The sequence below is a fragment of the Sphingobium nicotianae genome (assembly GCF_018603885.1).
Classification (GTDB): Bacteria; Pseudomonadota; Alphaproteobacteria; order Sphingomonadales; family Sphingomonadaceae; genus Sphingobium; species Sphingobium nicotianae.
In genome coordinates this window covers 251,082-277,399 of record NZ_JAHGAW010000004.1, presented here as the reverse complement: position 1 = coordinate 277,399, position 26,318 = coordinate 251,082, and the positions used below count along the sequence as shown (strand labels likewise).

Genomic DNA, 26,318 nt, shown 5'->3' with positions numbered 1-26,318 from the left:
GCCATGCGCGCAAGAAACGGCCGCTGGCCGCAGGAGACATCGGGGATGAATCGGACCAAATCTTTGCTCCGCCGCACGAGCGGGATCGCGCTTGCCGTGCTGGCAGCCGCGGGGCTGATCGCCTCACCAGCACTCGCGCAGGTCAGCACGGTCGATCCCAATACCGCCATCGACGCCGATCTGGTGCCCGGCGCGCCGGCGAGCAGTAATCCCACGCCAGCACCCGCACCCACGCCGGCGCCGGCGCCGGTACCGACCAGCGATGCCCCGCCGCCGCCCGCCCCCGGCGTCTCGACGGCGACGGATTCCACCGCGGCGGCCGGCGTCCCGGCTGATGCCGCCGCCAAGACCTACAAGAAGGACGATCTCATCGGCGCGGCCGAGGGCGTGTTCGGCAAGGGCGCCGAAGGGCTCGCCGCGATGATCGAGAAGATCCTCAAGGATCAGGGCGAACCGGTCGCCTATATCGCCGGGCGCGAAGCCTCCGGCGCGATCGGCGTCGGCCTGCGCTATGGCTCGGGCGTCATGTTCCACAAGATCGAGGGACAGCGGGACGTCTACTGGACCGGCCCGTCGCTCGGCTTCGACCTGGGCGGCAATGCGTCCAAGACCTTCGTTCTGGTCTATAATCTCTACGACACCCAGAATCTCTACAAGCGCTTCCCCGCCGGCGAAGGCGCCGCCTATCTCGTCGGCGGCTTCAACGCGAGCTATCTGCGCTGGAAAGACGTGGTGCTCATCCCGATCCGCCTCGGCGTCGGCTATCGGCTCGGCATCAATGCCGGCTACATGAAGTTCAGCGAGAAGCGGAACTGGATTCCCTTCTGACCTGGGATTTCCCCGTTCGGTTCGAGCGACGGAAAGGCACGCTATTTCGCTCCGTAGAAACGCCATGGCGCATGCCTGCTAGCCAGCGCGTACGCAGGCGCTAGATTAGGTTGCTAAGGACAACCGAGTCTTTGCAAGGAGCAGTGCCATGGCCGATAGCGATCCCGCCAACAATCTTCCCGTCGGATACGAGCCACCCAAGGTCTGGACCTGGGACAAAGGCCATGGCGGCGCCTTCGTCGGCATCAACGCGCCCACAGCCGGCGCGCGCGAGCAGGTGGCGCTCAAGCGCGGCGAGCATCCCCTTCAGCTCTATTCGCTCGGCACGCCCAATGGCCAGAAGGTCACGATCATGCTCGAGGAGCTGCTCGCCGCCGGCCATGACGCCGAATATGACGCCTGGATGATCAACATCGGCAAGGGTGATCAGTTCGGCAGCGATTTCGTCGCGATCAATCCGAACAGCAAGATCCCGGCCATGCTGGACTATAGCCAGAACCCGCCGCTGCGCTTGTTCGAGAGCGGATCGATGCTGGTCTATCTCGGCGAGAAATTCGGCGCCTTCCTGCCGACCGACCTGCGCAAGCGCACCGAGACCTTCAACTGGCTGATGTGGCAGATGGGCTCGGCGCCCTTCGTCGGCGGCGGCTTCGGCCATTTCTATGCCTATGCGCCGATGAAGATCCAATATGCGATCGATCGCTACGCGATGGAGACCAAACGCCAGCTCGACGTGCTCGACCGGCAATTGGCGGACAAGGAATTCATCATAGGCGACGAGATCACCGTCGCCGATTTCGCCATCTTCCCATGGTACGGCAACATCATGCGCAATGCCTATAACGGCGCGGAATTCCTGCAGACGCAGGAGTATAAGAATGTCGATCGCTGGGTCGATCAGATGAACGCCCGTCCGGCCGTGAAGCGCGGCAGGATCGTCAACAGCGGCGGCCCCGGCGGCATCGCCGAGCGCCACAGCGCGGCGGACATCGACGCGGCGCTGAAAGCGGCAGAAGAAGCAGCCAAGGCGCCGGCCTGACGATATCACCCCTCCTCTTTAGAGGAGGGGCAGGGGGTGGTGGCGATGCGTCAGCATCGTTCGCGAAGCGAGTTCTCCGATGCAACGTCCAGCACCACCCCAACCCCTCCTCTAAAGAGGAGGGGCTTCATTCCTCCTCCCACGACAAGGGCCGTGCGACGCTCTCCAGTGGCTGTCGCTCGCTCGCGATACCGAGCAAAGCCGCCGCCAACGCCGCGAGGCCCATCAACGCGGCCGCGAACAGATAGCCCAGCAACACCTGATCGCGCGAGCCGCTCTCGATCAGCAGGCTGAACGCGAACGGCGCCAGCACGCCGCCGATCCCCGTGCCCAGCGCATAGAAGATCGCGATGGCGAGGGCCCGCACCTCGATCGGGAAGCTCTCGGCCACGGTCAGATAGGCCGATGAGGCCGCGGCCGAAGCGAAGAAGAAGGTCACGCTCCAGCACAGGGTCTGACTTGTCGCGTCGAGCAGGCCCTGCTGGAAGAGCAAACCGCTGATCGCCAGCAGGATGCCCGAGGCCGCATAGGTCAGCACGATCATCGCCCGCCGCCCGACCGTGTCGAACAGGCGCCCGAGCAGCAGCGGCCCCAGCACATTGCCGAGCGCGAACGGCAGAACATAATAGCCGGTGCGATCCGACGGGACGCGGTAAAAGTCGGTCAGCATCATCGCATAGGTGAAGAAGATTGCATTGTAGAAGAAAGCCTGCGCGATCATCAGAATGAGGCCGAGCATCGTGCGGCGCGGATAGAGCCGGAAGAGGGCCGCGAACACCTCGCCCAGCCGCGTATGCGTGCGGCTGCGCAGGCGCGCCTCATGCTCGGGCGGCGGCAGGCTGTGCCCGGCGCGTGTGAATCGCGCCTCGATCCCCGCCACGATCGCCTCCGCCTTGTCCGGATGTCCATGGATGATCAGCCAGCGCGGGCTCTCGGGTATGTATCGGCGCAGGAAGAGGATCGCGAGGCCGATCGCGGCGCCGCCGAAAAAGGCCAGCCGCCAGCCATGCTCGGGATCGATGATGCGCGGATCGAGCAGGACGATCGACAGCCCGCCCGCCAGCGCCGCGCCGATCCAGAAGCTGCCGTTGATCACGAGATCGGTCCAGCCGCGCCGCCGCGCGGGGATCAGTTCCTGAATGGCCGAGTTGATCGCGCTATATTCGCCGCCGATCCCGGCGCCGGTGAGGAAGCGGAACAGCACGAAGCTCATCAGATCCCAGGAGAAGGCGGTGGCGGCGGTCGCCGTGAGATAGATGAGGACGGTGATGCTGAAGAGCTTCTTGCGCCCCAGCCGGTCGGTCAGCCAGCCGAAGAAGAGCGCCCCGACGACCGCGCCGCCGAGATAGGCGCTGTTGGCGAGCCCCACGTCGGAGGCGGTGAAGCGCAACATTGGGCTTTCGCGCAATGCCCCGGCAACCGACCCGGCCAGCGTCACTTCCAGCCCATCGAGAATCCAGGTGATGCCGAGCGCGATCACCACCAGCCAGTGGAACCCGCCCCACGGAAGACGATCGAGCCGCGCCGGAACGCTGGTCGTGACGATATCCGGTTTGCCCGCCATGGGGCCTAAACTTGTCAGGGCACAAAAGGGTTGCGATGAGACCGCTTTCTCCGCCCGTTATTCCCGCGAACGCGGGAATCCAGTCTCTCGGACAAGAAAGAGGCCGCCGCAAAGCCCTACGACGGCCTATCAGTTCACTTCTAACCTAACCGGCTCTCATGATAGCATGGCCGGCAGGGAGCGCAATCAGTCAGCGCGGTTTGTAAAAGACACTAACGCCATTGTCAGCGACCATTCAGCCAGTCTGCGCTACAAGCACCGCATGACCAGCATGCATATGACCGATTTCCGGACCGGTCTCCCCGGTGGCTCGGTCGCTTTTCCGGAACGGTGATGACGGAGCCGATCGTACAGGCGACAGCGCCTGCTCCTTTGCCCATGCTCGTCAAACGGCGGCGGCCCTGGCTATGGGCCGCGATCACGCTTCCCCTCGCCGGCTGGGCCGCACTCGCCTTCGGCGCGGCGACGCCGCTCAAGGGCATCGTCGAGCGCCACGCCACCGCAGCGCTCGGACGCGCAGTCACCGTCGGCGGCGCATTGCGTATCCTCGTGACGCCTTTTTCAGTGACCTTCACCGGCGAACAGGTGCGCATCGCCAATCCCAAATGGGCGCTCGCGGACAATTTCCTCGACGCCGGAACAGTCTCGGCGCGTCTCGCCACGTTCGATCTCCTGGTCGGCCAGCCCGGCCTGCGCATGCTCGCGATCGCCGACGGCACCATCGATCTGGAGCGCTCGAAACATGCCAACCGGATCAATTGGGACATCGGAAGACCCGGCACCCTGTTCGACGCCACCGCGATCCGGCGAATCGATGCCGATCATGTCGCCATCCATTTCCGCGACAATCTGCGCGGTGCCGAAGCACAGCTGACGCTGGAGCAGGGCGGTCGCGGCATCATCGACCTGCGCGGCGAGGGACGCATCGGCGAGCGGCACTTCGCGCTGACCGGCACGACCCGGTCAGCGGAGGGAGCGCCGACCAAATTCGACATTCGTGCCCACACCGACGCGTACGCGCTTGCTGTCCGGGGCGAGGCGGAGACGCCGTTCAAACTGAACGCGAACGACCTCGACGTGAGCGCGCGCGGCGCGGACTTCGCGCAGCTTGCAGCGCTGGGCGGCATCACCCTGCCCGCCATGCCCGATTATGAGATCAAGGCGGCAATGAGCGCAGCACCCGGCGCATGGCACTTCAGTCATGTTGCGGGGCGCATCGGCAGCACCGACCTGACCGGGAAGCTGACGCTCGATCAGCGCCATGAGCGCCCGCGCATTTTCGCCGAACTCGCCTCGCGCACGCTGAATCTGGACGATGCGCGGCAGCTTTTCGGCATCGAGAATGCGTCCGTCGCCACGCTGGACGACGAGGAAGGCCTGCGCTTCGTTCCGCGTCTGCTGCCCGATGCCCATCTCTCATCGGAAGCCCTGCGCCGCTTCGACGCGGTCGTCGCCTACCGCGCCGACGCCGTTCACGCTGCGCCCCATGCCCCCGCTCACCTGAGCATGACGCTCGCACTGGTCGATGGTCGCCTGCAGGTTTCCCCGGCCAGCGTCGATCTGGGCGGCGGCTTCGTATCGAGCGACATCTTCATCGATACGCGCCGCAAGCCGGCGCTTGTGCGCGGCGACATTCGCCTGTCACCGACGCCGATGGGCCGATTGCTGGCCGACTGGGGCATTGCGCCCGCCGGCACCACGGCGATGGTCAAGGGTCGCATCCAGCTCACCGGGCAAGGCGACACGCTGCGCGAAGTGATCGGCAATGCGAACGGGCGCATGGCGTTGATCATCCCGGGCGGCATGGCGCGCATGGCGCCGGCGAGCGCTTCCTCGCTCGACATGGCCAATGTCAGCGACGCCATGTTCAGCGATGGCGAGAGCGAGGAGCAGCCGACCGGCATCCGTTGCGGCCTCATCGCCTTCACGGTGCGCGAGGGACTGGCAACCGCCGATCCGATCCTCATCGACACCCAGGGCCATGTCCTCACCGGCAGCGGCGAGCTCGATCTGCGCGACGAGCGCCTCGACCTCCGGCTCAGCGCAGACGGCAAGGCGATGACCTTCTTCGCGCGACCCCATCCGGTGCGGATCGGCGGCACGTTCAGCGATCCGGTTCTGGAGCGCGCGCCGGTCTCCTGGTTCGGCGAATCCCGCCTGTTCGGGCTGCCCCTGCCTAGCCTCGGTGCGATCTTCGGCTTCGTCGATCCGGGCGCGGCCCAGGCCCCCGCCTGCGGCCCGATCCTGCGCGGCGCGCCGGAAAGCGCGCAGCGGGAGCGGGATGAGGGGCAGAGGCTGGCGTCGCGCTAGGAAGGCACGGCAGAATCAGGAACTCGAGCCGCCACTCACATCGAAATCCCGCCGCGCCGAGATGATCGTCACCGCCATGCCCGCCATGGCATCGAGCAGCACCATCATCGTCATCAGGAAGAAGGTCGCGCTGGCGAAGCTGCGCAGCATCAGGAACTCGACGAGGCAGAAGATGAAGACGCCCATCGAGAGCATGTGATTGATGATCGAGGGCGAGGCAGTCCGCGGTGCCTTCACGATCTCGACGAGCAGGAAGACGATCGCGAGCAGCAGCAACATGTCGCCCCAGCTCAGCGACAGGCTCGATCCCGAGAGCATCTGGAGCGAGAAGGCCTCGCCGCGCAGCGTGGCGAACAGGGTCGGCTCGGTCGCCCCCGCCAGCGGCGGCGCGGAGAAGAGCGCGAGCAGATTGTAGATCAGCACGGGAATCAGCAGGAACGGGAAGATCTCGACCGTCGACATGCCGCGGCTGGTGCGCACTTCCATGACATCCTCCTTGTCGTTCGCCGCCATCATGGGAGATTTCGTCGGATCCCGCTAGGATGTTGAGCCGGTTGGAGCAGGAGAGGAAGCGACATGAGAAGCATCATGACGGCAATTACGGCGGCGGTGCTCGCCGCATCGGGCGCGGGCGCGCAGGTGATCGCGACGGCGGAGGGGCAAGCCGCGCTGATCGCCAGTCCCGACCCGAAGCTCGCCGCCAACAAGAAGCTGGTCTACGATATGTACCGCGCCATCGTGCAGGGTGGGCATGCAGAGATGGTCGCACAGTTCTTCACCCCCGAATATCTCCAGCATAACCCCAACGTCGCCTCGGGCCGCGACGCGCTTGCCGCCTTCCTGCGCGGCTCGCGCCCGACCCGGCCGATCACGCCGACCATCACGCTGCCGATCCTCAACATCATCGCTGAGCGCGACTATGTCGTAGTGGTCAGCGAGCGGCCGATGAAGGATGACAAGGGCGCGGCCTATCTGACGACCTGGTTCGATTTCTACCGCATCGAGGACGGCCTGATCGCCGAGCATTGGGATCCGGCGCTCAAGAGTACGGAGATGCTGAAGTTCGATCCCAACATGATGGGGAAGAAATAGGCTCTTCCGTCAGGCGGTGCCTGCTTCGACCGTCGCGATCACCCAGCGATCGGCAATCTTCGCATACTCCACGCTGAGGAGGCGTGGCTCGCTCGTCCGCGTGACGCCGCCGCCCTGTGCCAGCGCCATTTGTGCGAACGTGTTCTCCGCTGCCATCCGGCTTTCGGTCTCGATCCGGCAGGGATAATACCCGGAAGCCCGCTCGCCGTTCGCCGTGATCTCGACGACCCCATCCTCATCCTGGATGATGCCGCAGATCTCATCGCCGAGGCAGGCCGCGGCACGCGCACTCACGCACAGATCCGCCGTCACGCTACGCCCGTTCACCCGCACCAGCCAGTCGCGATGCAGCGCGCGGATCGCCGCCTCGTCTTCCAGCCTTGCAAGCCGCATTGCACGGTCATCCGCTGCCAGCGCAGCGCCCGGCACAGCCAAGCCCAGCGGGGCGGCAAGGATCGCTCCGCTTTTAAGGAAGGACCGCCGCGTCGCGATGCCGTCATTCTCCATCCCGCTCACCCTTCCCTCCCGGCGAAAAAGCGCGTCACGTCATACTTCCCGGCATGGCGTCCGTGCGCGCCGATCTGGCTCATGCTGAGCCCTTCCATGCCGCAATGATAGCCGATGCCGGCATCGTGCATGGTGCGCATGTTGATGAGGATCGTCCCGAGCGTGCCGTTGCAGGCATCCTCCAGCCAGTAACAGAAATACAGCCCGTCGCGGATCTTCACGAAGTCGCCGGGACCGCTCCACGCCATGCCGCCCGCGCCGCTGTCCGTGAAGATGATCCACGAGACAGTCTGCGGAGTCGAGTAGAGGTGCATCGAGGTAAGCCCCGGCGCATAGTTCCAGGTCAGCGCGCGACCGAGCATCTCGCGCGTGCGCTGGTGGCGCAGCGTGCCGGGCGCAGGCACGCCCTGCCCCACGACCACGCCGAACAGGGTCCGCGCGCAAGCCTCGTTGGCGAAATAGGGGCCTTTCAGCGTCCCATTGAAACAGGTGGCGAGACCCGCATCGAAATCCGCGACGATCATATGCCCGTCATGGTTCGGCATGCCGTCGAGCAAATGGCCGAACAGGATGACGCCCGGCATGGATTCCCATGCCTGATAGCGCGCCTCGGTCCAGGCGCCGCCCGCCATCCGCCAGCTCAAAGTCTCGGCATCCTTGACCCTGTAATCGATGGCCGGGCCATCGTCGTAGCGCAGCGTGAATTCGCGGCAGGCGAGCGCCTCGACCGGCGGCACGCCGTTGGTCGCCATGCCGGAGGCGCCGCTGCCCGCGCCGGTGCGCGACGCGAACACGCGGCGATGCTCGGCGACGGCCTTGTCTACCTCGGCCCTGCTCATCCTGGGCATGGTCTGAAGCGGGCGATAGACGCGGCGCTCACCCTTCTTGGCATTGTCGGGCGGCGGGATGACGTTGCCCGCTGTGTCGCCGAACTTCTCGAACTGCGCGATCTGCCCCAGCCACTCGCCCTTGCCGCGGAACAGATAATAATCGAGCGCATCGAGCCGGTCGAAGCCGAGGCGCAGGCCGATCTGCTGTTGCCGGTTGAGGTCCATCACATAGAGGGTGAGCGTGCCCGAAAATTCGCACTCGACCCGGGTGTAGATATAATAGTCGTCGTCGATCCGGAGATAGTCGCTCGGCGCGCAATAGCCCATCTCGTTGCCGCTATGGGTCAGCTCCACGAAATGCGAGTAAGCGGCGCTTGGATAATATTCGAGACTTTCGAAGCCCGTGTCCTGCTTCCAGTAGAAGCCCTTGCCCTCGGCGCGGTTGCTGGCCTTGTGGCGGCGCTGCGGCTCGGGCTTGCCGGCGACGGCAACATAGCCGCCATAGATTTCACGCGAGACCTCGCGCTTGTCGGCATAGCCGCCGAACCAGAGCTCGAAGAGCGTCGCGATCCCCGAGCGATTGTCGATCACGCTCGCATAGCCGCGCATCGTGCCGGGGATCAGATGCGCGATCAGGCTGATATGGTCCTGCAACAGCAATCCATATCCCGCGCTCACTGCATTGCCGCCATCCTCGGAGACGCCGAGCTGCCTGTCGCTGGCGAATTTATAGTCGAGCGTCGGCCCCTTATCGGTCACGATCCGGATCGATTTGCCAGCGAGATCGCCCGACAGCGGCGAGGCACAGGCGGGGCCCGCCTTCGCCACCTTGGCGAGCGCCGCGCCGATCTGCACATCGCTGAGCCTGGTATAGGCGACGCGATACATCGGCGTCTGCGGATCTGGCTTTGCCGGCACGCCGTCCTCCCCGTTATGCGGGCGATGCGAGTCGCCCTTTGGCGCGACAATGCGGGGCGAAGCGGGTGTCGACAAGGTCGACCGTGGGGGATGGCAATATTTAGTGCCGATAGGAATCGCAGTTTTTGCCCCCTCCTTTGAAAGGGCGGGGTGAAAGATCAGCCCAGCATCGCCGCGAGCGCCGGGCTGATCCACTCGCGCGTCATCACGCCGTCGCGCGAGAGCATGCGCACCGCGAGACCCTCGCGCACCGCCAGAGCGGCACCCTCCTCGCGCCCGAGCACGGTGAGCGCGCTCGCCCAGGCATCGGCCTCCATCGCGCGCGCATGGATCACGCTGACCGAGGCCACGCCGTTCGCCACGCGGCGGCCCGTGCGCGGATCGAGCGTGTGCGCGCCGCGCACGTAATCGCCCGAAGTTGCGACCGCGAGCTGATGCAGCGCCACGCGCATCGGGAGGGCGCGCAGGTCCGGCGGCGTCTCCAGATCCACCCACCAGGGATCGCCGTCCGGCCGCATGCCCCGCCCCACGCACTCGCCGCCAATCTCGACGAGGCAGTGACCGATGCCGCAGCCCGCGAGCAGATCGGCCACGACATCGACCGCATAGCCCTTGGCGATGCCCGACAGGTCCAGCCAGAGCCCGCCGGGCTGCTGGATGCTCCGTTCGCACCTGTCATAACGAAGGAGGCGCCAACCCGAACAGCTGAGCGCGCACTCTGTCTCCTGCGGTGTCGGTTCGCGATCGCTTGGGTTTGGGCCGAGGCCATAGAGATCGGTCAGCCGCCCTATCGTCGGATCGAAGGCACCGCCAGTGCACTCCGCAATCGCCAGTCCCATCCCGATCACCGTAGCGAAATCGGGGGTCAGTGGCGTCCAGTCGCCCGCTCCGGATCGATCGAAGGCACGAAGCAGCGACGACGGGTCCCAGTGGCTCATCTCCGACGTCAGCCCGTCGAGCCGCGACTGGATCGTCATGCCGATCCCGCTGAGGTCAGCGCCCGTCGACGCCGCGAGCCGCACCCGCCAAAAGGTGCCCATCGTCTCGCCATCGAGATCATGGACGCGCGCCGCCGCATCGAGCCCGGCCAACGCCAGGCCATCAATCACGGGCGGCACCGCGAGGCGGATGCGCGCCGGAAACGACGTCGGCATCGCGCTCAGGGGGCCATCACCTCAAGCGTGGCGGTGTAGCTCATACGGCGCCCGGTCGCCTTGGGCATCGTCGCCTTGTTGTCGGCGAAGCTGGTGTTAAGCCAGAACATGCCGGCCTCGGGCCAGTCGATCGTCGCGACACCGTCGGCGCCAGTCATGATCTCGATGGCGCCATCGCTGTCGCGATAGCGCTTGCCCCCTGGCAGCACACTGACCTTGAGGCCCGCCGCCGGCTTGCCGTCGACGAGGAATTTGAGCCTGGCAGGCTCGCCCTTCACCAGCTCGGTCAGGTGCGTCACCGGCACCATTTCGAGGCCCTTGCCGGTCGGCGTGAACACGGTGTCGGTCGGCTCGCCGGCCGTCACATAGATGTTGTTGCTGCCCGAGGTCTCGGTGATCCGGATGTCGGTCGCGTTGGCCGGAATCTCGTCGATGCTGCTGACGAAGCGCGGAGGCTCGCCACCAGCGCCGCTCGGGCCACCGGGAGCGCCGGGGCCGCGGCCGGCACCCGCTCCAGGCCCGCCAGCTCCACCAGGACGGCGCCCGCTGAACAGCCGCCACTCGACGCCATCGACCTTGAAGGTGCCGCCGATGCCGTTCTGCACCATGCCGATCCGCCATGTGCCCGGCTTATCGAGCTGCACCTCGAAGGTCGAGCGGACGCGGCCGTTGGAGCCGTTCTGGATCTTGCCTTCGCTGCCGTCGGGCGCCCAAACCTTGATCCGCTCGACACCGAGCGCGCGATGATCGGGGAAGAAGAGATCGGTCGATTCAGCGGCATCGACGGCCACCGTCTCCGGAGTACTGGAGAAGATGGTCGCGGAGGGCAGCAGCCAGTTGCGGTGCGCGAGGCCCGGCGTGGCGACCGCGATCAGGGCCGCGGCGGCGATCAGACATGTCTTGAGACGCATGAGGGGGCCTTTCAGCGAGAGAGAGTGACGACGCCGAGCTCGGTCTTGCCGGAGACGGACCCGTTCGGGGCGGCAACGTTGAGTGGGAGCGAGATGATCTCGCGGCCGCCCTGCTCGCGGGCCGCCTCGACATAGAGTGTGTATTGCCCGGGCTTGAGATTTGTGGGCAGCGCTATCTTGTGCGTGCCGGGTGCGCGCGTCGCGCCGGTGATCCCGTCGGCCGGCTGCTTGAGGCTGCGACCGCCCTTGCGCCACCAGGTCCGCAGATCGTGCAGCCATTTGGTGCCCGGCTCGGCGCCCGTCTTCTTGACGTCGTACCAGGAGAGCAGGGTGCGCGCCTCGCCGCCGCCGACCGGCTCGATCCAGGCCGCGACATAGGGCCGATGATATTCGGCGACCTTGAGCTGCGGGATGGTGATGGTCAGCGTCCCGGCCGAAGCCGGGGCGGCCGCGAGGCCGGCGAGGAGGAGGGAAGTCTTCTTCATGGCAGCGATATGGCCTCTCAATGGATGAACAGGACGGCGAGAAGGGCGGGCACGAGCAACCCGAGTCCGACCAGTGGCCAGGTCGAGGGACGGTGCCGCGCGTGAAGCTGGAGCAGGAAGAAGCCGGTGATCGTGAACAGGATGCAGGCGACAGCGAACACATCGATGAACCAGAACCAGGCGCTGCCGGTATTGCGGCCCTTGTGCAGGTCGTTGAGGTAGGAGATCCAGCCGCGATCGGTCAGCTCGGAGGTGACCGCGCCGCTTGCGCGATCGACGCTGACCCACGCATCGCGGCCCGGCCCCGGCAGGGCGACATAGACTTCATCCTCGGACCATTCGGCCGACTTGCCATGGGTATCCAGCTTGACGAGGTGTTGCACCTCGTCGGCGACGGCATTGGGGATTGGCGCTCCGCTCGCCGGCGTCTTCTTCAACTCGGCAATCAACGGCGCGGCCAATTGTCCCGCACCCTGCGTCACCTTCGGCTCGGCGCCGATCGAGGCGGCGTGATTGAGCGTGATGCCGGTGATCGCGAACAGCATCATCCCGATCAGCGAGATGGCCGCGCTCACCCAGTGCCAGGTGTGAAGCTGCTTGAGCCAGAAGACGCGGGCTGAAGGCCTGCGCTTCGCCTTCACGGCAGTCCGGCCTGGCGCGGCTACGGCCTCCAGGGCCTGTGCCGCGCCTTCGCTTCCATCCTGCAGTGCACCGCTCAAGGTTCGGGCGTCCATTCGATCCTCGGATTGGCCGAGCCTGCGCCAATCGCAGCCCGCTCGAATCGTCCTTCTGTCAACCCAATGCCTATATTGAGAAGCATTCGCAAGAGTGTAGCAACGATTTCACCAGGAGGGGTGGACGGTTGGCGCGCTTTCAATTATGCGAATGACTCGCAACTGCATGTGGTTTCGCTTGAGTGGGACGATGAACGCGCATTTTGGTCTGGCCTTCAACACCGACGAGGGAACGCCGGATGCCCCCCTTACCTATGAGCGCTCGACCTATCGCCGATCGCGCGGGGCCGATTCCGTCGCGACGATCGCCGCGCTCGGCATGGGCGTCGCGGCCGTCGCCGCCTTCGCGTTCATAAGCCCCGTCTTCGTCAAGAAAGACAGGCGCGACACGACCGTCGTGACGATGATGGAACTGCCCGACGATCCGCCGCCTGCCGAGGAGACGCCGCCGCCCCCCGCGCAGGATATGCCCCCACCGCAACCGGCCATCGTCGCCCCCGCGCCGGTCGTCGCATTGAACACGGCGCCGGTGATCGCCGCGCCACCGCCGGTCCCGCAGCCGGCGCCACTCACGCCCAAAGCACCGCCCCCCGCCCCTGCCGTGATCGCCAAGGGACCGGAGAATATGGGCGACATGTCCGCGCAGGTCGTCTTCAAGCGCCCGATCCGCGTCCCCCTCGAATCCCGGCGCGCGCATGAGGAAGGCATCGTCATCCTCTCGATTCTTCTCGGTACGGATGGTCGGGTCAGCGATATTTCGATCACCACCAGCAGCGGCTTCTCCCGCCTCGACCGCGCCGCGCTGGACGCGGTGCGCGACTGGCGCTGGTCGCCGCTCGTGCGCAACGGCAATCCGGTGATGGTGCGCGGCCTTGTGCGCATTCCCTTCATCCGCGAGGGCGGACCGCATGGGCGGGGCGGACGCTTCGGTCCCGATGGACGCGACGGTCCGGACGGCCATCACGGCCGCGGCCCGCGCGGCGATCGTGATGATGGGCCACGCGGCGATCGCCATGGCGACGATGATGACGGACCGGCGCCGGACGATCGCACCTGACCGACGAACGCTGCAAGACGCTCGCAGAAAACCCCATGTTCCAGAATGTTGCACGCGAAAAACGACTCCCTCGACGTTTGTCGGGCCCAGCACATGCATCTTCGCTCAACGACGCGCGACAATTTGCGAATGGTTCGCAATAATCATTGACGACGATAATGACTCGCAATATCGGCCTTCATCAAGATCAACCTGAATGGGGAAAACCATGTCGAAACTTCGCACGCGCCAATCCCAGGCGTTTCTCGCTCTCTCCTGCGTCGGCGCTCTGATGAGCACCGCTGCCCATGCGCAGCAGCAGGGCAATGATGAGCAGACCACGCTCGGCGGCGAGGAAGTGCGCTACAGCGACGACGACGTCCCGCCCCCGCAGAAGCAGGAAAGCCCCAAGGCGGTCCGGCCGGTGCGCGACACGCCCCAAACCGTGACCATTCTTTCCAGCGAGGTGCTCGAGCAGCAGAATCTTCTCACCCTGCGCGACATGCTCTCGACCGTCCCCGGCATCACCTTCGGCGCGGCGGAAGGCGGCACCCCGCCGAGCGACCAGATCAATTTCCGCGGCTATGCGGCGGGCAGCGACATCACTCAGGACGGCGTGCGCGACAGTGCCGCATACAGCCGCTCGGACTCCTTCAACCTCGAGCAGCTCGAGGTCACCAACGGCGCCAACTCGGTGACGACCGGCGCGGGTTCGGTCGGCGGCTCGATCAACCTCATCACCAAGCGCCCCAAGGCCGACACGAGCGTCGCCATTGCCGGCGGCGTCGGCACGAAGGACTATTTCCGCGGCACGATCGATGCCAATCTGCGCGTCTCGGACCTGATCGCCTGGCGCGTGAACCTGATGGGCCACAAGAACGGCATTCCCGGCCGCGACGTAGAGGAGAACAAGCGGTGGGGCATCGCCTCCGCCGTCACGATCGGCATCGACGAGCCGACCAAGCTGACCATCCAGTATTTCCACCAGGCGGACAACAATATCCCGCAATATGGCGTGCCCTACTTCAAGACGGCGACCAACGATGGCGAGGTGCCCGGTGTCGATCGCAGCGACTATTTCGGCTATCGCAATGTCGACAAGCAGCGGATCCGGGTCAACCAGGTCACCGGCATCTTCGAGCATGAGTTCAGCGATACCGTCTCGATCCGCAATCTCGCCCGCTGGCAGCAGGTCAACCAGCTCACCATCGTTGGCCCGCCGCAGGGCACCTTCTGCCTGCTGAACGGCCTCACCCCTGCCGGCGCCGCCTGCCCCGCGACCGTGCCCAAGGGCTATTATCTGATCTCGGGACCGCGCGGCAATTTTCGCGATTCCCAGAATGAGCTGATGTTCAACCAGCTCGATCTGCGCGCCACCTTCGACACCGGACCGATCGAGCATACGGCGGTTTTCGGCGGATCAGTGTCGTGGGAGAAGTTCTCGCTGGCGACCGGCAATGCACTGCGCAACGCCGACCGCACGTTGGTCTATTCCCCCTATCCACTGGTCAACATCGCCAATCCGAACGATGTCGTGCCCGGCCCTGCCGGCTTCACCTATGGCAGCAACGTCTATACCGGCCCTATCAACCTGATTCAGGGTGCCGGACAGCAGGGCGAGGTCAGCGATTATGCGCTCTACCTGTTCGACGCGATGAAGCTCGGCAAGATCGAGCTGAACGGCGGCGTGCGCTGGGAAAAGAATGACAGCTGGGGCCGCAGCGATCCGGCCGGCGCCGCCGCGACGCTGACCACGCCGCAGGGCCCGGTCGGCAGAGGCGTCCCCACCAACAGCAATGTCGACTTCGTCACCTATCGCGTCGGCCTCGTCTACAAGCCGATCGAAGCCGTGTCGCTCTATGTCGCCTATGGCAATTCGAAGACGCCCTCGCAGTCCAACGTCAACGGCTCCTGCTCGATCGGCGCGGCCGGCACCTGCAACGTCAAGCCCGAGGGCGCCAAGAATTACGAGATCGGCGCCAAGGCCGAACTGTTCAACGGCGGCCTGCTGCTGACCGCCTCAGCCTTCCGCAACGAGCGCGACAGCTACCGCGTCGACTCCGGCGATCCGCTCGTTCCCGCCCCGCAGCTCGACGGTCATTCGCGCGTCGACGGCATCGCGCTGGGCGCGGTCGGCAAGATCTCCCCGGTGTGGTCGGTCACTGCCAACTATACTTATCTGGACGGCAAGCTGCTTCAGTCGGTGTCAAACTACTGCCTGAACCATCCGGGTCAGGGCAGCTGCACCAATACCGTCGCCAACCCCGACCCGCTGGCCGGCGCCTTTCTCGCGAACACGCCCAAGCATGCCGGCAGCCTCTTCACGACCTATGCCCTGCCCTTCGGCCTCACAATCGGCTACGGCGCGACCTATCAGGGCAAGTTCGCCTTCTCGACGGCGGCGACGGGCGCCGTCTATTCGAACGCCTACTGGGTCCATAACGCCTATCTGTCCTACGACATCACCCGTGCCCTCTCGGTGCAGGCCAATGTGAAGAACATCTTCGACAAGACTTATTATACCCGCATCCGCAACAATGGCTGGGCGACGCCCGGCGACGCGCGCTCGGGCGTGCTGACTGTCAACTATCGCTTCTGAGCGAAAAGCTGGCTAATCGAAAAGGCAGCGGGGATCGTCCGCTGCCTTTTCCTGTGAGGCGCTGAATGCTCGTCGAGATTCCAGGACTATTCTCCGCAGATGAAGTGCGGGAGGCACGCGACCTGCTCGATGACGCCGAATGGCAGGACGGCCGCGCAACGGCTGGCCATATCGCCGCGCGGGTCAAGGCGAACGAGCAGTTGCCGCTCGATCATCCTGTGGCGAAGAGGCTCGGCGACCTCATTCTCGACAAGCTCTCGCGCACGCCTCTGTTCATCGCCGCCGCGCTGCCGTTGCGGATCCTGCCGCCCCGCTTCAATCGCTACCAGGGCGGCGGTACCTATGGCGACCATGTCGACAACGCGATCTTCCCGATCCCCGGTACGCCGCTGCGGGTGCGCACTGATATTTCCAGTACCCTGTTCCTGAGCGATCCGGACAGCTATGACGGCGGCGAGCTGATCATCGAGGATCTGTTCGGCACCCACAGCGTCAAGCTCAAGGCGGGCGACATGGTCGTCTATCCCGGCAGCAGCCTGCACCGAGTGACGCCGGTGACGCGCGGCATGCGGCTCGCCGCCTTTTTCTGGACGCAGAGCCTGGTCCGCTCCGACAGGCAGCGGCGCACCCTGTTCGATCTCGACTGCGCGATCCAGGCGCTGACCGCCGACCATCCCGAGCATGGCTCGATCGATACGTTCACCAACGTCTATCACAATCTGCTGCGGCAATGGTGCGAGACGTGAGCGAGCTGTCTCCCGCGCGCGCGGCTCCACCCCGCGAGCAGATCCCGCCCGGCATCCGAGCGCTCGCCGATTACGAGCGGCTCGCCGCCGACCTCATGCCGCCCGCAAGTTGGACCTATCTGCAGGACGGCACCGGCGATGGGCTGACCGTCGCGCAGAACCGCATCGCCTTCGACAGGATCGGCCTGCTCCCACGAATCCTCCCGGACCTGCGCAACGCCACGACGCAGCTCGACCTGTTCGGCCAGCGTCATGCCGCGCCGATCCTGCTCGCGCCAGTCGCCTATCAGCGCATCGCCCATCCCGACGGTGAGCTTGCCACCATCCGCGCCGCCACGGCGATGGGATGCGGCATGATCCTCAGCACGCTTGCCAGCGTGACCCTGGAGGAGACCGCCGCCGCGCGCGCCGCCGCCGCGCCGGGTCTGGGCGCGCCGCCCGCGGCTCTCTGGTTCCAGCTCTACATGCAGGAAGGCCGCGCCGACACGCTCACGCTCGTTCGCCGGGCCGAGGCAGCGGGCTATGAGGCAGTCGTGCTGACCGTGGATGCTTCGATCAAGCGGACCGCCTTCGCCCTGCCGCCCGGCGTCGAGGCCGTGAACCTGCGCGGCATCGCGCGCCCGGCTCATACCAGCCAGGTGCTCGGCCCGATCCTGTTCGGTACGCCATTGGCACAGACCACTCCGCGCTGGGAGGATCTCTCCTGGTTGCGCGGCGAGACCCGCCTGCCGCTGCTCGTCAAAGGCGTGATGGCGCCCGATGACGCCCGCCTCGCCATCGAGCATGGCGCCGACGGCCTCATCGTCTCGAACCATGGCGGCCGCGTGCTGGACGGCATGCCGGCCGCGATCGACTGCCTCGCGGCGATCGCGGCGATCGTCGGCGAGCGCATGCCCATTCTCGTTGACGGCGGCATCCGGCGCGGCACCGATGTCGTGAAAGCGCTGGCGCTCGGCGCGACCGCCGTGCTGCTCGGCCGCCCCCAAGTCCATGCCCTCGCCGTCGCGGGCGTGGCCGGCGTCGCTCACGCGCTCCTGATGCTGCGCAGCGAACTGGAGCTCGCCATGGCACAACTCGGCTGTACGACACTGGCCGACATCACGCCCGACCGGCTGACACCGCTGCGTTAGGGCCGCCATTTCCCAAATAGCCGGCCGGAGAGAGCGTCTGTTCAAAGCGGATCGAACGCCCTATCGATATGGGGGGATTTGGGGGAGCGCGCCTGTCCGCGCCTGACGGGAAGGACGATGTGACGGAGAGTCTCGATCAGGAGCGGCTGGCGGAGGCGGCCAGGCATATCCGCGCGTCGTCCGGCCTGGGCCGCTCGGATCGACTCGGCAAGCTGTTCGACTATATCCTGGAGCGGACGCTCCGGGGCGAGGCGCCCAAGGAGATCGAGATCGCCGCCGACATATTCGGCCGGACGGGCAGCGATGTGGTCATCGACGCATCGGTGCGGGTCTATGCGCATCGCCTGCGCAAGAAGCTGGAGGATTTCTATGCCGGCCCTGGCCGCGACGAGCCCGACCGGCTGGCGCTCCCCAAGGGAGAATATCGTTTCCGGCTGGTCACGCAGGCCGACGCGGCACCGTCGCCCCCGGGCTCGGCATTCGATCGGCCGCAGACCTTGCGCCCGACCGGCAGCCGGTTGCGCGAGCGCTGGGCCTTCCTGCTCGCCGGCTTGCTCGCGGGATGCCTGCTGGCCTTTGCCGTCATGCATTTCGCCCGCCCGGTGGACGCTCTGCAGGCCGTCCGCGAGACCAGGACATGGGCGCCACTGCTCGCCAGCAGCAAGCCGCTGACCATCGTCACCGGCGATTATTACATCATGGGAGAGCGCGACTCCCCCGGCGCGGAGCCCAAGCGGCTGGTGCGCGATTTCGCCGTCAACTCGCGCGAAGACCTCTACCAGATGCTGATGTACCGCCCCGAGCTGCGCGATCGCTATGTCGACCTCAATCTCTATTATCTGCCCGTCAGCACCGCCTATGCGCTCAAGTCCATCGTCCCCGTGCTCACGCCGAGCCTCGCCGCGCGGCGCTTTACCCCGCTGGTGCCCTCCTCGGCGCTGACGACGCCGATGCTCAAGAACAGCGACATCGTCTATATCGGCCTGCTGAGCGGCCTCGGCACGCTCGAGCAACCGGTGTTCGCCGGCTCGCGCTTCAGCTTCGCGGGCAGCTATGATGAGATCATCGACGGGAAGACCGGCAAGGTCTATGTCTCCGACCCGCCACAGGACGGTCAGGCGACGCGGCGCAACTATGCCTATATCGCGATGCTGCCCGGGCCGAACGGCTCGCGCATCCTGATCCTGGCCGGCACGCGCGACCCCGCCGTTCTCCAGGCGGCCGACATATTGACCACGCCGGACCTGCTCGACAAGCTCTCCGCCGCGGGCAAGGACGGCTATTTCGAGGCGCTGTACGCCGTCGAGGGAGTCGGCAGCGAGAATCTGCGCGGCACGCTGATCGCCGCCAGCGCCCGATCGATCGACGGCATGTGGGACGCGGTCCCGGCCCCCTGAGCCAGCATCTGCAACGTTACAGGGAACCGTTCGTAACTTGGCACGTCCGCCCGTTTCGCGGAGCGCCTCTCCAAACCATAAAATGGATTGGAGAGGAGTGCGGCATGATTTCAGGGAGGGGGGCATTGCGCCTTGCGGGCGCATCGGCACTGGCCATGGCGTTGGCCCAGCCGGCTATGGCTCAGGCGCAGGACGCGCAGGGCACGGATGCCAGCAATGCCATCATCGTCATCGGCAAATATGAGACCTCACTGACCACAGGCGCGACGACCGGCAGCCGCCTCGGCCTCACGCCGCTGGAGACACCGGCCACCGTCAACGTGATGGATGGCGACGCGCTGCGGGCGCGGGGCGATTTTTCGATCATGGACGCCGTCACGCGCGCACCGGGCGTCACCAATGCCGGCAATCCCGGCAACGGCGGATCGGCGCTCGCCATGCGTGGTTTCTCCGGGCAGGGATCTGTGCTCCAGCTCTATGATGGACTGCGGCTGTTCCCGGTCGCCGATACCATCACCTTCCCATCCGACCCATGGAATGTCGAGCGGATCGAAGTGCTGAGCGGCCCAGCTTCCGTGCTCTACGGCCAGGGCGCGCTCGGCGGCGCGGTCAACATCATCCCCAGGCAGCCCAACACGCAGCGGCTCGAGGCGCAGGGCGAGGCAGGCTATGGATCACAGAACAGCTGGCATGTCGCGGCTGGCGCCGCCGGCCCGCTCGGCGAGATGCTCTCCTTCCGCGCCGACGCCAGCTATCGCCGCTCGGACGGCTATGTCGATCGCGGCGACTCCGAGACTCTGGCGCTGTCCGGCGCGCTACGCTTCCAGCCTCATGATGACGTCAGCCTCACCCTGCGCGACGACTATGGCGATCTGCACCCGACCAAATATTTCGGCACCCCGCTGATCCACTCGACGCTCGACACCTCGATCCGCGAGCGCAATTACAACGTCGCCGATGCGGTCATGCACTGGCGCGACAATCGCCTCGCGCTGACGCTCAACTGGGCGGTTTCGGACGCGATCACCATCGCCAATTCCGCTTATTATCTGACCAGCAAGCGCAAGTGGCGCAACCTGGAAACCTATTGCTGGATCGGGGCGGACGGCGATTGCCCCAACGGGATCGGCTATGGCACGCCCGGCAACATCTATCGCGCCGACAATTTCGGCATCGTCCACGACCAGAAGCAATATGGCGACCAGGGCAGCATCAAGATCAGCGCGCCGATCGGCGGCCACGGCAAGAACGATCTGCTGCTCGGCTTCGACGTCAGCCGCGTCAACCTCGTCTATTCGCACGACTTCGGATCGGACTATCAGGAGGACGAGGTCAATCCGAAGAGCTTCAATCCCGGCCTGTTCCTCGATACGCAGGGCATCGCGCCGCGCTATCACACCACGACCGACACTTACGCGCTCTATGTCGAGGACCGGCTCGCCGTCACAGAGCAGTTCTCGCTCGTCGGTGGCCTGCGCTACGAGCATAACAAGGTCGGCCGCTGGAATTATGTCTATAACGGAGCCGGCACCCAGATCACCGGCGAGGCGCCGGCGCTGAATGGCGGCCAAGACGCCTACAAGTCGCTCGACCACGCCACCTGGCGGGTGGGCGCGGTCTATCAGCCGACCCCCTCTATCTCGCTCTACGGCCAATATGCGACCGCCGTCGATCCGCTCGGCACGCTCACCACTTATTCGGCCAGCGCGACGCAGTTCCAGCTCACCAATGCCACCGGCAACCAGATCGAAATGGGCGCCAAGGCCGTGTTCCTCGACGGGCATGGATCGGCCGCGATCGCCGCCTATCGCATCGCCAAGCACAACCTCTTCACCCAGACGCGCACCAACGGTGCGATCGAGCAGGTCGGCGAGCGCTCCTCCCGCGGGATCGAGGCGAGCCTGTCGCTGGCGCTGCCCGGCGGCTTCGGCCTGGAGGCAAACGGGACGTTGCTCGATGCCCGGTTCGATTCCTTCAGCGGCAATGACGGCAACACGCCTCCGGGGGTGCCGGAAGAGGCGGCCAATGTCGAATTGCGCTGGAGCGCCGCCGATCGCTTTCAGGCGCGGGCGGACCTGCGCTATGTCGGGCGGCGCTTCTCGGACAATGCCAACCGGTTCCGGGTGCCGGCCTATACGGTGGTCGACCTGAGCGTGACCTATGCGGTCACGCCCAATATCGGCCTCGATGTGCGGATCTATAATCTGTTCGACAAGGATTATGCGCTCGGTACCTATAGCGACGAGCAATGGATCCTGGGCCGCCCGCGCTCGGTCGATATTTCGATCCGCGCGCGGTATTGATCAGGTCGTCCAGCCGCCACCCAGTGCACGGAACACGTCGATCTGCGCCTGTGCCACGAGCGCGTCCTGCAGCGCCAGCGCAGCCTCGGCCTCGGCGAAGGTGCGCTCCGTGTCGAGCTGCTGCAGCGAGTCGATCGCGCCCTCGCGCTGCTGCGCGCGGGTGATCTTCGCGGCGGCCTCGGCGGAATCCCGCGCGGACTTGAGTATCGTGCGGCTCTCAAGCGCATGGGCGTAGCGGGTGAGCGCCGTCTCGGTCTCTTCCAGTGCGTTGAGCACCGTACCATCGAAGGCGGCGAGCGACGCCTGGCTGTCGGCCTTCGCCCCGGCGATCCGGGCGCGGGCGGCTTCCTGATTGGGGAAGTTCCACGAGATCAGCCCGCCGAGCAGCCAGCGCAGCGGGCCTGCACCGAAGATGTTGCCGATGTCGTTGCCGGTCGAGCCGACCGATCCACCGAGCGAGATCTTCGGATAGAGATCGGCAGTGGCGACGCCGATCCGCGCCGTATCCGCCGCCAGCCGCCGTTCGGCAGCGCGCACGTCCGGCCGGCGCGCAAGCAGGCCGGCGCCGTCGCCGATCGGGATGGGCTGGCCGATCTCCAGATTGACACTGCGCTTGCCGGCGATCTCCGGCAGGTCGGCTGGCGCGCGGCCGGTGAGCGTGGCGAGGCGGAACAGGGCCGCCTGACGGTCGGCCTCGATCCGGGGAATGTCGGCGGCACGCTGATCGCGCAGCGTCGCGATGCGGGCAACGTCGAGCAAGGTCACCAGCCCGGCCAACTGGCGGCGCTTGGTCAGGTCGAGCAGCCGATCAAGCAGGCCGACAATGTCCTTCGCGACATTGAGCCGCGCCGCACCCGAGGCCGCATCGGCATAAGCGCGCGTCGTGTCCGCGACGACGGCGACGCGCACGGCGTCGGCGTCTGCCGCCGCCGCATCGGCATCGCCGCGCGCCGCCTCGACATTGCGGCTCACCCGGCCGAACAGGTCGACCTCATAGGAGACGCTGAGCCCGCCATCGATCGCCCAGTCCTCGCGCGGGGCGCCGGGCTGGCGCTGGCTCGCGGGCAGACGGCCGTAGTCGCCGCTGGCGTTGAGGCCGGTCTGCGGCAGCCGGTCCGAGCGGGCACCGCGCAGGTTGGCGCGGGCCTTCTCCAGATGGGCGACGGCGACACGGATGTCGGTGTTGGCGGCCAGCGCATCGGTGATGAGCTGATCGAGGACCGGATCCTGATAGAGCCGCCACCATCCGTCGGCGACGGGAGCCTGCGCGAAGACAGGCGCATCGCCGGACTTGAGCGGGCCGGAGATGAAGGGGCCGGAGGACGCCGAGGGAGGCGTTGGGGCGACGTAATCCGGCCCCACCGCGCACGCTGAAAGCGCCAGCGCGGAAACCATGGGCAGTGCGAAGCGGGCAAGCTTGGTCGAGAGTGTCATGACATGACCTCCTTATTCAGCGGGCGACAGCGCGGGCTGGGCGGGACCGAAGCGTCCGCGCAGGCGGGCGATCCGGTCGCCGAGCGCACGGCTGACGACATAGAAGGTGGGCGTGAAGATGAGACCGAAGGCGGTGACGCCGAGCATGCCGAAGAAAACGGCGGTGCCGAGCGCCTGGCGGAGCTCCGCGCCCGCACCCGAGGCCAGCACCAGCGGCACCGATCCCAGGATGAAGGCGAAGCTGGTCATCAGGATCGGCCGCAGCCGCTGCTCCGCCGCGTGGACGGCCGCCTCGATCGGCGTGTAGCCATGCTGGTCCTCGCCCTGCCGCGCGAACTCGACGATCAGGATCGCGTTCTTGGCGGCGAGCGCGACGAGCACGATAATGCCGATCTGCGTCAGGACATTGTTGTCCATTCCGCGCAGATTGACACCGATCATCGCCGCCAGCACCGACATCGGCACGATCAGGATGATCGCCAGCGGCATGACCAGGCTCTCATACTGGGCAGCGAGCACCAGGAAGACAAGCAGCACGGCGAGACCAAAGACCAGTCCCGCGGTATTGCCGGCAGTCGTTTGCTGATAGGCGATGCCGGTCCATTCATGGGTGAAGCCATGGGGCAGGTTGGCATTGGCCAGCGCTTCCATCTTGGCGAGCGACTGGCCCGAGCTGAAGCCGGGCGCCGTGTCGCCGTCGATCGCCACGGCCGGTGCCAGATTGTAGCGTTGGACGCGATAGGGTCCGGTCGTGTCGCGGAAGGTCGCGACCGAGCCGATCGGCACCATCTGACCGTAATCCGAGCGCGTCTGCAGGTTGGCGATGTCGGCAGGCGTGCGGCGATATTGCTCGTCCGCCTGTGCGGTGACGCGATAGGTGCGGCCGAGCAGGTTGAAGTCGTTGACGAACGAGGAGCCCAGATAGACCTGCAGCGTCTCGAACACGCGCTCCGGCGGTACACCCAGCATCTCGGCCTTGGCACGATCGATGTCGGCGAAGATGCGCGGCGTGTTGGTGTCGAAGAAGGTATAGACGAAGGACAGGCCAGGGGTCTGGTTGGCCGGGCCGATGATGCTGTAGGCCGCTTGCTCCAGGGCCTTGTAGCCCCGACCGTCACGATCCTGCACCATCATGCGATAGCCGCCCGCCGAGCCGATGCCGCGGATGAGCGGCGGCTTGACGATCAGCAGGCGCGCCTCGCTGATGTCGGCGGTCGCCTCACGGGCTTTTTCCATCAGCGCATCGATGCTCTGGCCCTTGGCGGCGCGCTTGTCGAAGTCGTCAAGCACCCAGTAGGCGGCCGAGGAGCTGGCGTTGCGCGTCTCCGAGGCACCGTCGAAGCCCGAGAGCATGACGGTATTGCTGATGCCGGGGATCGGCAGCATGCGCGCCGCCACCTTCTTCATCACCGCGTCCGTGCGCGCCGTGGAGGAACCCGCGGGGAGCTGGATGATGGTGAAGAAATAGCCCTGATCCTGCGCCGGGATGAAGCCGGTCGGGGTATAGAGCAGCGAGGCGACGGCAAGGGCGATGAAGCCGGCATAGGCGGCCATCATCTTCTTCGGCTGACGGATCAGCCGCGCGGTCAGATTGGCATAGCTGGAGCTGAACCGGGCGAAGCCGCGATTGAAGGCGTCGCCGGCCCGCTCCAGCAGGATGCGCCAGCGCGGCGCGCCTTCCGGCGGGGCATGGTGATGGCGCAGCAGCAGTGCCGACATAGCCGGCGAGAGCGTCAGCGACAGCACGAGCGAGATGATCGTGGCGGCCGAGATGGTGATCGCGAACTGCTGGTAGAAGGCGCCCGACATGCCGCCAATGAACAGCGTCGGCACGAACACGGCGCAGAGCACCAGCACGATGGCGATGAGCGCCGCGCCGACCTCGTCCATGGACGTGCGGGCGGCCTCGAGCGGGCTCATGCCATGCTCGAGATTGCGCTCGACATTCTCGACGACGACGATCGCGTCGTCGACCACGATGCCGATCGCCAGCACCAGGCCGAACAGCGACAGGTTGTTGATCGAGTAGCCGAGCCCCGCCAGCACCGCGAAGGTGCCGATCAGCGACACGGGAATCGCCAGCACGGGGATGATTGCCGCCCGCCATTTCTGCAGGAAGACGATGATCACCAGCACGACGAGGAACACCGCCTCGACCAGCGTCTTGACGACCTCGTCGATCGACTTCTGGATGAACTCGGTGGGGTTATAGACGATGCGATATTCGAGGCCCTTGGGGAAATCCTTCGACAGGCTCTCCATCTCGGCCTTGATGCCCTCGGCGGCAGCGAGCGCGTTCGATCCCGGCATCTGGAAGATCGGGATGATCACACTGTCCTTGTTGCCGAGATAGGCGGACGTGCCATAATCCTCGGCACCGATCTCGACGCGAGCGACGTCGCCCACACGGACCTGGCGGCCATCCGTGTCCGTGCGGATGACGACATTGGCGAACTGCTGAGGATCGGTGAAGCGGCCCTGCGTCTCGACATTGAGCTGGAAGGCCGAATTGCCGGACGGCGGCTGACCGAGCGTACCGGCCGCGACCTGGACGTTCTGCGAGCGCAGCGCGCCCACGATGTCCCCCGCCGTGAGGCCAAGGGATGCCGCACGGCGGGGATCGATCCACACCCGCATGGAGAGATCACGCGAACCGAAGAGCTGGACGTCACCCACGCCTTCGAGGCGCGAGAGACGGTCCTTGATGCGGGTCTGGGCGTAGTTGGACATATAGGCCCGGTCGAGGCTGTTGTCCGGCGAGATCAGGTTCACCACGAGCAGGAAGTCGGGCGAGGTCTTCTTGGTGACGACGCCCAGGCGCTGCACTTCCTGCGGCAGACGCGGCTCGGCGATGGCGACGCGGTTCTGGACCAGCACCTGCGCCTTGTCGAGATCCGTGCCCTGCTTGAAGGTGACGGTGATGGTGACGTTGCCGTCGCCCGTCGATTGCGACGAGAGATAGAGCATGTTCTCGACGCCGTTGATCTCCTGTTCGATCGGCGTCGCGACCGTCTCGGCCACCGTCTCGGCGGAGGCGCCGGGATAGTTGGCCGTGACGGTCACGGTCGGGGGCACGACCTCGGGATATTGCGAGACGGGCAGGAAGAAATAGGCGATCGCGCCGATGATCGTGATGATAATCGCGATGACGGCGGCGAAGATCGGCCGGTCGATGAAGAAGCGGGAGAGGCGCATGATGTTCCTCCGGAAACCTGGGTGAATTTCTCTAAGCCCCTCCTCTTCAGAGGAGGGGTTGGGGTGGTGTTAGGCGCTGGGGGCTTGTCGCTTCGCGAGCGCTGCT

Annotated in this window: 20 protein-coding genes; 10 read left to right on the top strand and 10 right to left on the bottom strand. The window is 66.0% G+C overall.

Features of this window, described 5'->3' with window-relative positions; translation table 11 throughout:
• The first annotated feature begins 45 nt into the window (after nt 1–45).
• Together KK488_RS07750 and yghU are read left to right on the top strand one after the other, a co-directional pair.
• Nucleotides 46–828 (top strand): DUF1134 domain-containing protein, encoded by a 783-nt coding sequence (locus tag KK488_RS07750; protein WP_250890167.1) that lies wholly within the window; start codon nt 46–48, stop codon nt 826–828.
• Nucleotides 829–976: 148 nt separating this feature from the next.
• Nucleotides 977–1,867 (top strand): glutathione-dependent disulfide-bond oxidoreductase, encoded by an 891-nt coding sequence (gene yghU, locus KK488_RS07745; protein ID WP_214622575.1) that lies wholly within the window; start codon nt 977–979, stop codon nt 1,865–1,867.
• 127 nt (nt 1,868–1,994) lie between these two features.
• On the opposite strand, the gene KK488_RS07740 is transcribed toward yghU, so the two are convergent.
• Nucleotides 1,995–3,431: an MFS transporter gene (locus KK488_RS07740; RefSeq protein WP_214622574.1), complete on the bottom strand. Its 1,437-nt coding sequence runs from the start codon at nt 3,429–3,431 to the stop codon at nt 1,995–1,997.
• Between the two features lie 333 nt (nt 3,432–3,764).
• Here KK488_RS07740 and KK488_RS07735 point away from each other — a divergent pair, with 333 nt between their 5' ends.
• Nucleotides 3,765–5,741 (top strand): AsmA family protein, encoded by a 1,977-nt coding sequence (locus KK488_RS07735; RefSeq protein ID WP_214622573.1) that lies wholly within the window; start codon nt 3,765–3,767, stop codon nt 5,739–5,741.
• A gap of 15 nt (nt 5,742–5,756) precedes the next feature.
• Here the strand turns inward: KK488_RS07735 and KK488_RS07730 are convergent, their stop codons facing one another.
• Nucleotides 5,757–6,257 carry a hypothetical protein gene (locus KK488_RS07730; RefSeq protein ID WP_214622572.1) on the bottom strand — a complete coding sequence of 167 codons (501 nt, stop codon included), beginning with the start codon at nt 6,255–6,257 and terminating at the stop codon, nt 5,757–5,759.
• A 72-nt stretch (nt 6,258–6,329) separates the two neighbouring features.
• Here KK488_RS07730 and KK488_RS07725 point away from each other — a divergent pair, with 72 nt between their 5' ends.
• Nucleotides 6,330–6,833, top strand: coding sequence for a nuclear transport factor 2 family protein (locus tag KK488_RS07725; RefSeq protein ID WP_214622571.1), 504 nt, complete (start codon nt 6,330–6,332; stop codon nt 6,831–6,833).
• Between the two features lie 9 nt (nt 6,834–6,842).
• On the opposite strand, the gene KK488_RS07720 is transcribed toward KK488_RS07725, so the two are convergent.
• The 6 genes from KK488_RS07720 to KK488_RS07695 form a co-directional block, all read right to left on the bottom strand.
• Nucleotides 6,843–7,340 carry a hypothetical protein gene (locus KK488_RS07720; protein WP_214622570.1) on the bottom strand — a complete coding sequence of 166 codons (498 nt, stop codon included), beginning with the start codon at nt 7,338–7,340 and terminating at the stop codon, nt 6,843–6,845.
• A 5-nt stretch (nt 7,341–7,345) separates the two neighbouring features.
• The gene (locus KK488_RS21660) at nt 7,346–9,088 is read right to left on the bottom strand and encodes a MoaF N-terminal domain-containing protein (RefSeq protein WP_214622569.1); all 1,743 of its coding nucleotides are present in this window, start codon (nt 9,086–9,088) and stop codon (nt 7,346–7,348) included.
• 158 nt (nt 9,089–9,246) lie between these two features.
• Complete coding sequence (locus tag KK488_RS07710) at nt 9,247–10,242, bottom strand: FAD:protein FMN transferase (RefSeq protein WP_250890166.1); 996 nt, start codon at nt 10,240–10,242, stop codon at nt 9,247–9,249.
• A 5-nt stretch (nt 10,243–10,247) separates the two neighbouring features.
• Nucleotides 10,248–11,153 carry a DUF4198 domain-containing protein gene (locus KK488_RS07705; protein ID WP_214622568.1) on the bottom strand — a complete coding sequence of 302 codons (906 nt, stop codon included), beginning with the start codon at nt 11,151–11,153 and terminating at the stop codon, nt 10,248–10,250.
• 11 nt (nt 11,154–11,164) lie between these two features.
• Complete coding sequence (locus tag KK488_RS07700) at nt 11,165–11,638, bottom strand: DUF2271 domain-containing protein (protein ID WP_214622567.1); 474 nt, start codon at nt 11,636–11,638, stop codon at nt 11,165–11,167.
• 17 nt (nt 11,639–11,655) lie between these two features.
• The gene (locus tag KK488_RS07695) at nt 11,656–12,279 is read right to left on the bottom strand and encodes a PepSY-associated TM helix domain-containing protein (RefSeq protein ID WP_349356863.1); all 624 of its coding nucleotides are present in this window, start codon (nt 12,277–12,279) and stop codon (nt 11,656–11,658) included.
• 283 nt (nt 12,280–12,562) lie between these two features.
• On the opposite strand from KK488_RS07695, the gene KK488_RS07690 reads away from it, so the two are divergent.
• The 6 genes from KK488_RS07690 to KK488_RS07665 all read left to right on the top strand — a co-directional run bounded on the left by KK488_RS07690 (nt 12,563) and on the right by KK488_RS07665 (nt 21,583).
• Nucleotides 12,563–13,429, top strand: coding sequence for an energy transducer TonB (locus KK488_RS07690; RefSeq protein WP_214622565.1), 867 nt, complete (start codon nt 12,563–12,565; stop codon nt 13,427–13,429).
• Nucleotides 13,430–13,700: 271 nt separating this feature from the next.
• Nucleotides 13,701–16,007 (top strand): TonB-dependent receptor, encoded by a 2,307-nt coding sequence (locus KK488_RS07685; RefSeq protein ID WP_432653840.1) that lies wholly within the window; start codon nt 13,701–13,703, stop codon nt 16,005–16,007.
• 65 nt (nt 16,008–16,072) lie between these two features.
• The gene (locus tag KK488_RS07680; protein WP_214622563.1) at nt 16,073–16,753 is read left to right on the top strand and encodes a Fe2+-dependent dioxygenase; all 681 of its coding nucleotides are present in this window, start codon (nt 16,073–16,075) and stop codon (nt 16,751–16,753) included.
• Nucleotides 16,750–17,883, top strand: coding sequence for an alpha-hydroxy acid oxidase (locus KK488_RS07675; protein ID WP_349356861.1), 1,134 nt, complete (start codon nt 16,750–16,752; stop codon nt 17,881–17,883). Before KK488_RS07680 ends, KK488_RS07675 begins: the two co-directional genes overlap by 4 nt.
• Nucleotides 17,884–18,002: 119 nt before the next feature.
• Nucleotides 18,003–19,280: a hypothetical protein gene (locus tag KK488_RS07670; RefSeq protein ID WP_214622561.1), complete on the top strand. Its 1,278-nt coding sequence runs from the start codon at nt 18,003–18,005 to the stop codon at nt 19,278–19,280.
• A gap of 104 nt (nt 19,281–19,384) precedes the next feature.
• On the top strand, nt 19,385–21,583 hold the full coding sequence (locus KK488_RS07665; protein WP_250890165.1) for a TonB-dependent receptor: 2,199 nt from the start codon (nt 19,385–19,387) through the stop codon (nt 21,581–21,583).
• Here KK488_RS07665 and KK488_RS07660 read toward each other — a convergent pair whose 3' ends face one another.
• Together KK488_RS07660 and KK488_RS07655 are read right to left on the bottom strand one after the other, a co-directional pair.
• Complete coding sequence (locus tag KK488_RS07660; RefSeq protein WP_214622560.1) at nt 21,584–23,017, bottom strand: efflux transporter outer membrane subunit; 1,434 nt, start codon at nt 23,015–23,017, stop codon at nt 21,584–21,586.
• A gap of 12 nt (nt 23,018–23,029) precedes the next feature.
• Complete coding sequence (locus KK488_RS07655) at nt 23,030–26,212, bottom strand: efflux RND transporter permease subunit (RefSeq protein WP_214622559.1); 3,183 nt, start codon at nt 26,210–26,212, stop codon at nt 23,030–23,032.
• Nucleotides 26,213–26,318: the final 106 nt, after the last annotated feature.